Below are 10365 nucleotides of genomic sequence, written 5' to 3'. Positions count from 1 at the left end.
CGTCGTAGGCTTGGTGAGCCGTTACCTCACCAACTACCTGATAGGCCGCGAGTCCATCCTTGACCGAAATTCTTTCCACGCACAGGAGATGCCTCCGTACGTCATATCCGGTATTAGCTTCCGTTTCCGGAGGTTATCCCAGAGTCAAGGGCAGGTTACTCACGTGTTACTCACCCGTTCGCCACTAATCCCCCAGAGCAAGCTCCAGGTTCATCGTTCGACTTGCATGTGTTAAGCACGCCGCCAGCGTTCGTCCTGAGCCAGGATCAAACTCTCCGTAAATGTTTAGCTCCACAACCACCCGAAAGCGGAAGGGAAACATTGTGCGAGAAGCGGACCGGAAAAAGGTCTGTTCTCCCCGCGAGTTGATCTGACTAGTTTCGAATATCTACTGACATTCTGTATCTAATCCAAAGGAATCTCTTGCCTAGCCGAAGCTAAACACGAGGTTTTTGGCATTTGACATTGTGCACGCTGTTGAGTTCTCAAGGATCGGACGCTCCCACCATCCCGCATCACACGGTCAAAATGGGGCAACCTGTCAACCCTACCACTCGAAGCCATCCTGTCAAATCAGCCGGTCGCAACCTGGCCGCCTGAAACAGGCAACCGATCACACGACCGAGCATGACGATCAGCTCAGCAAGTGGAGGATAACCACCCTCGGATATTCGAGAAGAAAACCGGGGATGTGGTCCCGCTTGAGGCCGGGGAGCAGTTCCGCTCTCCCGCACCTTTGGGGTGACAAGTAAGTACTTTACGCATTACCGCGAATGCTCGCAAATCACGGTTGCATCCCGGGCGCGTCGCGAAGAAGTCGAGGCCCCAGGGCCACCAAACGGCGGTGTTTGCGGGGATCCGACGTCCCTCCCCGACCCTATCCGCGCCCCGCACCGGATGCGAGGATGCTGGGACAGAGGGCACGCGAGCGGAGGACACGACGATGACCGACACACCACGCGTCAGGGTCCGGCGCATCTACGAGGAGCCGAGCGCAGACGACGGGACACGCGTGCTCGTCGACCGCCTCTGGCCGCGCGGCGTGAGCAGGGAGCGCGCCCACCTCGACGCGTGGGAGAAGGAGATCGCCCCGTCCACCGAACTGCGCACCTGGTACGGGCACATCCCCACCCGCTTCGACGAGTTCGCCGAGCGATACACGGCCGAGCTCGCCGATCCGCAGCGGGCGGAGATCCTGGAGCGGCTGCGCGGCATCGCCGCAGCGGGCACCCTCACGCTCCTGACCGCGACGAAGGACCCGGACATCAGCGAAGCCGCCGTGCTGGCGGGACTTCTCCGCGAGCATCCGGATGCTGCGGCGTGAGGTTCACGCGCGCGGAGCTCGAGTCGTACCGGGGCGCCGAGCTGCCGGACATCCTCAGCGACGGGGTCGAACTCGTCTTCGCCGGCATCAACCCCGGACTGCGCAGTGCCGCCATCGGAGCGAGCTTCGCCAACCGGGGCAACCGCTTCTACCCCGCGCTGAGGCTGGCCGGGATCACCGACAGGGTGATCGACTCGTCCGAGGGCTTCCTCCCCGACGACCTCGACCACCTCGCGCGCCGGAAGGTCGGGCTGACCACGCTGGTGAACTTCGCGACGGCGAAGGCGTCCGAGCTCACCGACGAGCAGCTGATCGCCGGGCGGGGGCGACTCGAGCGGGTGGCGGAGAGGTACCGTCCGCGCGTGATCGCGCTGCTCGGCGTGACCGCCTACCGTGTCGCCTTCGCTGAGCCACGCGCGGTGCCCGGCCGACAGCACAGGATGCTCGGCGCATCCACTGTCTGGGTGGTGCCGAGCCCGAGCGGACTCAACGCGCACTACTCGCTCCCCCAGCTGGCCACCGCATATCGGGAGGCGGCAGTGGCAGCCGGGATCGACGTCGGCGAGGAGTAGTCGGGAGGCGGGCTCTGGTCAGCGCGTGGCGCGGGCGACCTGGTGGCCGTCGATGAACGAGCCGAGGCTCTCCTCGATGTGGAACTGGGTGTGCGCGAGGCGCGCATCCCGCACCTGCACCCGCTTGCGCGCCGCCCGGCGCCGGCCGTGCAGCCGGACGAGGGAGACGGTCACCTTCGCGATCACGATGGCCGCGAAGGCCGCGCCCGCCCACACCGCGATGAAGCCGGTGTTTCCGAGCAGGGAGGAGTTCAGCACGCCCCAGACCAGCACGGCGTCTGCGACGAGCAGGACGGCCGCAATGGTCAGCGGAGTCCAGACGAGGGTCGCCGGGCTGGCGGCCAGGAGTGCGCGCGCCTCTGCCAGCTCGCGTTCCTGCTGGCGGCGGCGATCTTTCGCCCACTGCAGGTCGCGTTCGTGACGCCGGAGCTGTCGTCGGGCCTCGTCGTGGGCATGGTTGTAGGAAAGGGTGTTCGGGTTCACAGCGTGTCCTTCGGGTTGACGTGACTGCGTTTCGGTCAGAGCCTAGCCAGAATGTTCCGTCTGTGGGTCAAATGGAGGACACGAGTTTGTACCCCAATTCGGGCGACACGCCCGGGCGTCCTCAGGGCAGGGACGACGGCCTCGTGTCGGTGCTGAGCGCGGACATGAGGATGGAGTCCACCCACTCGCCGCGCCAGTAGAGGGTGTCGCGCCACCGCATCCCGTTCGAACCGGGCGCGGGTGCCGGTGAGACGCATGGTCTCCCCGTGCTGTCCCGCAGTTAGGTTGTGCACAACTCAATTGCGTGCAATCATCGAGATATGCCCGTGACCGATGAGATGGTGTGCTTCTCCCTGTACGCCGCCACCCGTGCGACGACCCAGGCCTACCGTTCGCTGCTCGAACCGTGGGGAATCACCTACCCGCAGTACCTCGTGCTCGTGACGCTGTGGATCGAGGGCGACCAGACCGTCTCCTCGCTCGGCGACCACCTCCAGCTGGACTCGGGGACCCTGTCCCCGCTGCTGCGCCGGATGGAGCAGGCCGGGCTGGTGCGGCGCGAACGGCGGCAGCCGGACGAACGCGTCGTCACGGTCGCCATCGGCGACCGCGGGCGGGAACTGCGTTCCGAGCTCGCGCACATCCCGGCCAGGATCGCCGCGGGAACGGGCCTGCCCGATGAGAAGTCGGCAGCGGCCCTGATCGGAACACTCCACCATCTCACCGAGACGATGCACGCCGTGAGCGCGCACCAGCCGGTCGAGCACTGAAAAGCACAAGAAAGGCACCGATGAACGTCCTCTACACCGCAGAAGCCCTCTCGACAGGAGCGGGCCGTGACGGGCGCGTCGCCACAAGCGACAACTCGTTCGCACTGGACCTCGCCGTTCCGAAGGAGATGGGAGGCTCCGGGGCAGGCACGAACCCGGAGCAGCTGTTCGCCGCGGGATACGCGGCCTGCTTCCACTCCGCCCTGCAGGCGGTCGCGCGCAGCAAGAAGGTGACGCTGACCGATTCGTCCGTCGGCGGACGCGTGCAGATCGGCCCGAACGGCGAAGGCGGATACCAGCTGTCTGTGCTGCTCGAGGTCGTCCTCCCCGGCCTGGAGGCGTCGGAGGCGCAGTCGCTCGCCGACGCCGCGCACCTGGTGTGCCCGTACTCGAACGCGACGCGCGGCAACATCGACGTCACGATCACCGTCTCGGAGGACTGAGCCATGGCGACCGAGACGATGAAGGCGCTCGTGCACCACGAGTTCGGCGCCCCGGAGACGGTCCTCGCCGTCGAAGAGCGGCCGCTCCCCCAGCCCGGCGCAGGCCAGGTGCGCGTGCGGACGCTGCTCTCCCCCATCCACAACCACGACCTCTGGACGGTGCGCGGCACATACGGCTTCAAGCCGTCGCTGCCTGCGGAGGCCGGAACCGAGGCCGTCGGCATCGTGGATGCGCTCGGCAAGGGCGTCGACACGCTCGCGGTCGGCCAGCGGGTCGTCACGGGTGGGACCTTCGGCGTGTGGGCGCAGTACTTCGTCGCCGACGCGGCCGGTCTCATCCCGGTCCCGGATGCGCTGCCGGACGAGTCGGCAGCGCAACTGGTCTCGATGCCGTTCAGCGCGCTCAGCCTGCTGCACTCGCTCGATCTGCACGAGGGCGACTGGCTGATCCAGAACGCTGCGAACGGCGCGGTCGGCCGGATGGTCGCCCAGCTCGGCGCGGCGCGCGGCATCAACGTGGTCGGACTCGTGCGGCGCGCTGCCGGTGTCGACGAGCTGCGCGCTCAGGGCATCGATCGCGTCATCGCGACGGACGGCGACGGCTGGCGCGAGGAACTCGCAGCGCTCACCGGCGGCGCCCCGATCTCGGTCGGCATCGACTCGGTGGGCGGATCGTCTGCCGGGGATGTGCTCTCGACGCTCGCGGTGAACGGCACGCTCGTGGTGTTCGGCGCGATGGCGTCGCCGACGCTGGAACTCGCATCCGGTGACGTGATCTTCAAGCAGGCGACGGTCAAGGGATTCTGGGGCAGCGTCGTCAGCAAGGAGATGCCGGCGGACGTGCGCGGGACGCTGTTCGGCGAGCTGATCGCCCGGGTGTCGGACGGCACCCTGACGCTGCCGGTGGCGGGGACCTACCCGCTGGATCAGATCGACGCGGCCGTCGCGGCGAGCGACGCGCCAGGGCGCGTCGGCAAGGTTCTGCTGAGCGCGTGATATTCCGGCGGGCGGCTGCGACGCTCTGTCGCTTCCGCCCGCCGCCCCGCTAGGCTCGTCGGAGCCACACGGGGAGAAGCATGGTTCACAGGGGGAAGACGCGCCGTTTCGCGACGGCGCTGGGCGTCGGAGCGGTGATTGCGGGCGTTCTGTCCGGATGCGCGCTCTTCGGAGGCGCCCAGCCGACACCGACAGGCGCACGGCACACGACGCATTCGGCGACGCCGACGCCGAAGCGGACCTCCGACACGGCGACCGGCGCCGTCGGGAGCGCGACGCCGTCGGCTGCTCCCGTCCCGCCCGCGACGCTGACACCGGTTGCCGCAGGCACGGTCGTCGCGCAGGGCGACGTCGCATCGCCGAAGGGGAGCATCCACTTCCACTACCGGATCGTGTCGAATGGCAACAACACCTACACGGCCGAATACTCCGGGTTCACGTCGTCGGTCCCCGTCCCGGTATCCGTGACGCTGCTGGAGATCCCGCCGAGCGTCGGAGACGGACTGACGTTCCACGGGGTCGGCGATCACCCGCTGGGCGGGCCGACCACGGCCGGCGCATCGTCGTCGGCGCTGCTCGGCGACGTCGGGCAGCCGTCCTACCTGGGCACCCTCGTCACGTACTCGGCTGCGGCCTCCGCCGACGGTGTGCCGCAGGAGCTCGGGCCGGACAAGGTGCTGGCGGTGAACAGCATCCACTGGTCGGTGCCGGTGCGGGAGTCGAACGTGCACCCGGTGGATGCCGGGGCCAGGCAGGGCGCGACGGGAACGGTCTCGTCGACCACGGCGAGCGGCGCGCCGAAGCGCTATGCGATCGCGCCGGGCGACAACCCGACCGACGTGGCTGCGCGGTTCGGGATCCCGGTGGAGTATCTGCTGTGGCTGAACCCGGATCTGCCGGGAGACGGCGGGAACCAGTTCCTGTACGCATCCACGTCGTTGAATCTGGACCCGGACAGTTTGTAGCGAGCGCCGGCGCCGCTAGCGTCTGCGCCGGCCCGCGAACAGGGCGTGCAGCAACGGCAGGACTGACAGCGCCATCAGGACGGTGCCGAACACCGGCTCCCCCGCATGCAGCACAGCGCCCGAGATGAGCAGCGCGCCGAACAGGATGGCGGAGACCACCCGTCTCGCCGTGCGGTCGAGGGACGCGACGCGTTGCTCCAGTCGCGGAGAGCGGACCTCGACGGTGCCGTCGTCGATGCGGTCGAGCAGCGCATCCACCCGCTTCGGCAGGCGCAGGGCGATGCCCGCGATCTCGACGGCCTGCTTCGCGAGATCCTGGACGACGTTCCCGCGCTCGTCGCGGAGCAGCTGGGCGGCGTACGGCTCGACCGAGTCCCAGAGGTTGAACTCCGGGTCGAGCGCGCTGCACACCCCGGACGTGAGCGACATCGCACGGATGATCAGCAGGAAGTTCTCCGGCAGCTGGAACGGCAGCGAACGCACGACGTCGCCGAACTGCACGGCGAAGTCGCGGAACTCGCGCGGGTCGACCTCGCGCAGCTCGGCGAAACCCATGCCGCCGAACCGGGCGAACAAGTGCGTCATCGCCTTCTCGAGCTCGGTGGTCTCGGCGGTGGGGAGGAGCACGCCGACGTCGCGCATCGCATCCACCAGGCCTCGGCCGTCGCGGGAGGCGGCGGCGATCAGCAGCTTGCGCAGGCCGCTGCGGGTGGAGGAGGGGACCTCGCCCATCATGCCGAAGTCGATGAAGGTCAGCTTCCAGGGCGGGGCGACGGGTGCGCCGGGTGCGTCGGGTGCGTCGGGTGCCGGCGACGCTGCCGCGGTGACGGGCGCGACCGGCGTGACGAAGATGTTGCCGGGGTGCGGGTCGGCGTGGAAGAAGCCGTTCGTGAACAGCTGGTCGAACATGACGGAGGCGAAGACCGGCGCCACCTGGGCGGGGTCGATGCCCGCCGCATCCAGTGCGTCGGTGTCGGTGATCTTGATGGCCGTCACGTCCTGAAGGGTGAGGACGCGCCTGGTCGTGCGCTCCCAGACCACCTCGGGCACCGCCACTCTGGCGTCCCCGGCGAACTGCTCGGCGAAGCGCTCGGCGTTCGCGGCCTCGTGCAGGTAGTCGATCTCTTCGAGGCTCGTGGTCGCGAACTCCTCCACCAGCGCCGGCATGTCGACCCGGTCGGACACGAGCCGCACCCGGCTGAGCCAGCCGCCGACCTTCCGCAGCGCGGCGAGGTCCACGTCGACGATCGCGCCGATGCCGGGGCGCTGCACCTTGATGACGACGCCATCGAGTCCGGTGTCCGCCGCGTCGGCCGGCGCGAGGCGGGCACGGTGCGCCTGGCCGAGGGATGCGGCGGCGACCGGCGTCTCGTCGACGTGCGCGAACGCCTGGCCGAGCGGGACGCCCAGCTCGGCCTCCGCCAGCTCCCGGATGGCCGAGAAGGAGACGGGAGGCACCTCGTCCTGGAGCCCCTCCAGCTCGGCGGTGATTTCGGGAGGCAGCACATCCAGCCTCGACGACATGAACTGCCCGACCTTGATCATCAGGCCGCCGAGCTCGACGGCGAGGCCGTGGAAGCGCTGGGCGAAGCGCCGCATCCGCTTCGACCGGGTGCGATCGGCGACCCTCTGCAGGCCGATCCGCGGGAGGAACAGCTCATACCACCAGGTCACGGCCAGATTCCAGCCGGCGAAACGCAGGATGCGGCGGTAGCGGGCGCGCGTCGACCCCGCGCCCTGTGCGTCAGGGCGAGTGGGACGAACCGACGACACCCGCGTCAGTCCTGGGCGAGGATCGAATACAGTTTCCGCCGCGCCTCGTCGAGCACGGCGGCGGCCTGGTCGACCTGCGCGGGCGTGCCGGTGCGGCGCACCTGGCCGGCGGCCTGCGCGAGCTCGAAGGCGGCCTTCGGAAGGGCGCCGAAGCCCGAGCCGTCCGCGGTGTTGCCAGCGCTGGACTCCCACGGTGCGGGACCGGCGGCCTCCGCCTCGGCGCGACCGCCCTCGGTGAGCGCGTACGTCTTGCGGCCGTTCGACTCCTCGGCGGTGAGCAGCCCCTCGTCGGCGAGCAGCTGCAGCGTGGGATAGACGGAGCCGGCGCTCGGCTTCCAGCTGCAGCCGCTGCGCTCCTCGATCTCGCGGATGATCTGATATCCGTGCATGGGCTTCTCGGCGAGCAGCACGAGGACGGCGGCGCGGACATCGCCGCGGCCCATGCGCGGCGTGACGCGCTTTTCGAAGGTGGAGCGCAGCTGCTCGAACGCCTGCCACATGGTGTCGGCGTTGAGTCCGGGGCCGGTGGCGCCGGCAGGGAAGGACGTGTTCATGGTGTACCTCCGGATCGAGTCGGTAACGATAGTCAACGATATATCGTTACGGGCGGGGATGCGAGGGGTTCATCGACGAATCTGCCTCTCGACGGGGAGCGATCGCTGCCGCTAGGGTGTGCTCGTCTGACAGCACAGGAGCTGCAGCGAACAGGGAGACGAACGATGGCCGGGAAGTTCGAGATCTACCAGTCCAGCAACGGCGAGTACCGCTTCCGGTTGAAGGCGGGGAACGGCGAGATCATCGCCGTGTCCGAGGGGTATAAGTCGAAGGCGTCGGCGAAGAACGGGATCGAGTCGGTGAAGACGAACGCGGGAAGCGCGAGCGTCGAGGATCTGACCGAGTAGGCGGCCGCGTGCCGCTCCCCTACCGCAGGTATACGTAGAGGGCGGCGATCCGGCCGTCGCGGATGAGCGCCACGTCGGTGCCGCGCACGACCGGGTCCGCGCCGGCCGGCCCGTATGACCACTCGACCGTGGCGAGATCCTGGACCTCGTGGAACGCCCCGGGGACGAACACGAAGCCGGGAGTGCGGTCGTGCAGTTCGCGGATCTTCTCGTTGATCGCCGCGGGACCGACCGCGACGCCGTCGTGGTCGGAGAACCGCGCATCCGGTGCGTAGAGTTCGGCGAGCACCGGGAGACGCCTGGCCTCGTCGCGTTCGTTGAAGACGCCGAGCAGGTTGCGGTGGAGGAGCTCCTCGAAGGTGGTCACGGTTTCTGTATACACGAAAGCCGCGGCGGGCCGACAGGGGGCTGCGTCAGTGGCGCGCGGTGGCCGACGGGGACGGTGTGCTGGCGAGGCCGTTCAGGATGGCGTCGATGGCGAAGTCGCGGCGGGCGCGCGCATCCGGGCCCGTGAGCGCTTCGGCGAGCTTCGCGACGTGGGGGTACAGGGCGGGGTCGGCGTCGCCGTAGACGACTTTGACCCGTTCGCGGGCTCCGTCGCCTCGCCCGCGGTCGGGGTGCGACGTGCGCTCGATGGCCGTCGCGGCGGCGAACTGGGCGATGAGATCGACTCCGAGCGCTGCCGCATCCTGGTCGATGCCGCCGAGTTCCATCAGGGTGAGCTCGTGCTCCGCCAGGCGGAGGGCTCCCGGACGGGTCGGGATGGCGCCCAGCGCGACCGCGCCGAGGCCCGGGTATGACTCGAGGGTCTCGATGGTGTTGACGATGGTCGCCGCCAGCGCCGGCCGCCACGCGCCGTCGCGGGCATCGACCAGTTGCACCTCGGCGTACGCGGAATCGAGGACGTGCTCGAGGAGCACGTCGCGGTTGCCGAAGTAGGCGTACAGCGACGCCGGCCCCGTCTGGACCGCGGCAGCGACGTGCCGGAGCGCGACCGCCTCCACTCCCCGTTCGCGGATCAGCTGCCGAGCCGCATCGAGGATCAGCTGCCGGGAGAGTGGGACCTTCGCTGGTCGGTCCCGGCGCGAGACGGGCTCGGTGGATGCGGTCATGGGTCGATCGTAGCAATTGACACGATCAATGTTCTATACGAACATTGTTCGCGAACATTGTTCGTGATTGTGATTCGTGATTGTCGTTCACGTTCCGTTGTTCGTGTCTGTCGTTCGTGAGTGGAGGAAGAGGATGTCGGTTGTGGTGGTGGGCGCCAGCGGTGCCGTTGGAAGCCTGGTGGTCTCTGGACTGGTGGAGCGCGGTATGGCGGTGCGGGCGACGAGCCGCACCCCGCAGAGGCTGAACCTGCCGCCGCAGGTGGAGGTGTTCGCCGCGGACCTGAACGAGCCCTCGTCGTTCGAGCCGGCGCTGGCAGGAGCGGATCGGGTGTTCCTGTACGCCGACCTCGAGGATCCGGAGGCGCTGGTCGCGCAGTTAGTGCGATCGAGCATCCGGGACGTGGTGCTGCTGTCGTCGTCGGCGGTGACTCTCCCCGGGGCGTCGGACGACTTCAACGGTTCCCGATTCCTGCGCGTCGAACGAGCGATCGAGGCGTCGGGTCTGGGGCACACGTTCCTTCGCCCGGGCGGCTTCGCCAGCAACGCGGCGCGGTGGAGCTGGAGCGTGAAGGGCGAGAGCGCGGTCCCGCTGCCGTATCCGGAGGCTGTGCAGGTGCCGATCCACGAAGCGGACATCGCCGATGTTGCGCTGGTCGCGCTGACGGGCGACACGCTTCGCGGCGCGAGGCCCGTCCTCACCGGGCCTGAACGCCTCACGTTGCGCGAGCAGGTCGCCACGATCGGAGAGGTGATCGGCCGCACGGTGTCGGTGATCGAGCAGACCGAAACGGAATCGGTCGCGATGCTCTCGCGGTACGTGCCGGAGGTGTGGGTGAGGCAGATCGTGAGGGACTGGCGGGAAGCGGTGGGTGCGGAGCCGGCGGTGTCCGGGGAGTATGCGCGCATTATGGGGAGGGTGGGGAGGACGTTTCGCGAGTGGGTGGGGGATCATGCGGAGATGTTTCGGTGAGCCGTGCGGCCGTCTCGGCCAGCGGTATCCGCTCCAGATCGACGAAGTCGTGACG

The 10365-nt window shown here is 68.6% G+C and carries 13 protein-coding genes and 1 rRNA gene; 8 read left to right on the top strand and 6 right to left on the bottom strand.

Going from position 1 to position 10365, the window contains the following annotated elements:
- Positions 1-282: ribosomal RNA gene (locus B7438_RS19825) — 16S ribosomal RNA — on the bottom strand; the annotation flags it as partial.
- Positions 283-943: 661 nt separating this feature from the next.
- On the opposite strand from B7438_RS19825, the gene B7438_RS19820 reads away from it, so the two are divergent.
- Both B7438_RS19820 and B7438_RS19815 read left to right on the top strand, forming a co-directional pair.
- Positions 944-1324 carry a DUF488 domain-containing protein gene (locus tag B7438_RS19820; protein ID WP_085371407.1) on the top strand — a complete coding sequence of 127 codons (381 nt, stop codon included), beginning with the start codon at positions 944-946 and terminating at the stop codon, positions 1322-1324.
- On the top strand, positions 1321-1896 hold the full coding sequence (locus B7438_RS19815) for a mismatch-specific DNA-glycosylase (protein ID WP_085371406.1): 576 nt from the start codon (positions 1321-1323) through the stop codon (positions 1894-1896). The genes B7438_RS19820 and B7438_RS19815 overlap by 4 nt, the downstream gene beginning before the upstream one ends.
- A gap of 18 nt (positions 1897-1914) precedes the next feature.
- Here B7438_RS19815 and B7438_RS19810 read toward each other — a convergent pair whose 3' ends face one another.
- Positions 1915-2379 carry a hypothetical protein gene (locus B7438_RS19810; protein ID WP_085371405.1) on the bottom strand — a complete coding sequence of 155 codons (465 nt, stop codon included), beginning with the start codon at positions 2377-2379 and terminating at the stop codon, positions 1915-1917.
- Positions 2380-2699: 320 nt separating this feature from the next.
- On the opposite strand from B7438_RS19810, the gene B7438_RS19805 reads away from it, so the two are divergent.
- The 4 genes from B7438_RS19805 (at position 2700) to B7438_RS19790 (ending at position 5553) form a co-directional block, all read left to right on the top strand.
- Complete coding sequence (locus tag B7438_RS19805) at positions 2700-3149, top strand: MarR family winged helix-turn-helix transcriptional regulator (protein ID WP_179150889.1); 450 nt, start codon at positions 2700-2702, stop codon at positions 3147-3149.
- A 20-nt stretch (positions 3150-3169) separates the two neighbouring features.
- Positions 3170-3592 carry an organic hydroperoxide resistance protein gene (locus B7438_RS19800; protein ID WP_085371404.1) on the top strand — a complete coding sequence of 141 codons (423 nt, stop codon included), beginning with the start codon at positions 3170-3172 and terminating at the stop codon, positions 3590-3592.
- A gap of 18 nt (positions 3593-3610) precedes the next feature.
- Complete coding sequence (locus B7438_RS19795) at positions 3611-4588, top strand: zinc-binding dehydrogenase (RefSeq protein ID WP_085371408.1); 978 nt, start codon at positions 3611-3613, stop codon at positions 4586-4588.
- 80 nt (positions 4589-4668) lie between these two features.
- Entirely contained in the window at positions 4669-5553 is an 885-nt protein-coding gene (locus tag B7438_RS19790) for a hypothetical protein (protein ID WP_085371403.1), read from the top strand.
- Positions 5554-5568: 15 nt separating this feature from the next.
- On the opposite strand, the gene B7438_RS19785 is transcribed toward B7438_RS19790, so the two are convergent.
- Positions 5569-7326, bottom strand: a complete 1758-nt coding sequence (locus B7438_RS19785) for an AarF/ABC1/UbiB kinase family protein (protein ID WP_085371402.1) — start codon at positions 7324-7326, stop codon at positions 5569-5571.
- A gap of 5 nt (positions 7327-7331) precedes the next feature.
- On the bottom strand, positions 7332-7880 hold the full coding sequence (locus B7438_RS19780) for a PadR family transcriptional regulator (RefSeq protein WP_085371401.1): 549 nt from the start codon (positions 7878-7880) through the stop codon (positions 7332-7334).
- Positions 7881-8045: 165 nt separating this feature from the next.
- On the opposite strand from B7438_RS19780, the gene B7438_RS19775 reads away from it, so the two are divergent.
- Entirely contained in the window at positions 8046-8228 is a 183-nt protein-coding gene (locus B7438_RS19775) for a YegP family protein (RefSeq protein WP_085371400.1), read from the top strand.
- Positions 8229-8247: 19 nt separating this feature from the next.
- On the opposite strand, the gene B7438_RS19770 is transcribed toward B7438_RS19775, so the two are convergent.
- The gene (locus B7438_RS19770) at positions 8248-8595 is read right to left on the bottom strand and encodes a nuclear transport factor 2 family protein (protein ID WP_085371399.1); all 348 of its coding nucleotides are present in this window, start codon (positions 8593-8595) and stop codon (positions 8248-8250) included.
- A gap of 46 nt (positions 8596-8641) precedes the next feature.
- On the bottom strand, positions 8642-9340 hold the full coding sequence (locus B7438_RS19765; protein WP_085371398.1) for a TetR/AcrR family transcriptional regulator: 699 nt from the start codon (positions 9338-9340) through the stop codon (positions 8642-8644).
- Between the two features lie 133 nt (positions 9341-9473).
- Between B7438_RS19765 and B7438_RS19760 the strand changes: the two genes are divergently transcribed.
- Complete coding sequence (locus tag B7438_RS19760) at positions 9474-10310, top strand: NAD(P)H-binding protein (protein ID WP_085371397.1); 837 nt, start codon at positions 9474-9476, stop codon at positions 10308-10310.
- Positions 10311-10365 lie beyond the last annotated feature (55 nt).

Origin of the sequence: Leifsonia sp. NCR5 (assembly GCF_002105485.1) — a bacterium.
In the GTDB taxonomy this organism is placed as follows: Bacteria; Actinomycetota; Actinomycetes; order Actinomycetales; family Microbacteriaceae; genus Leifsonia.
This window is presented reverse-complemented; position numbering and strand designations above follow the sequence as displayed.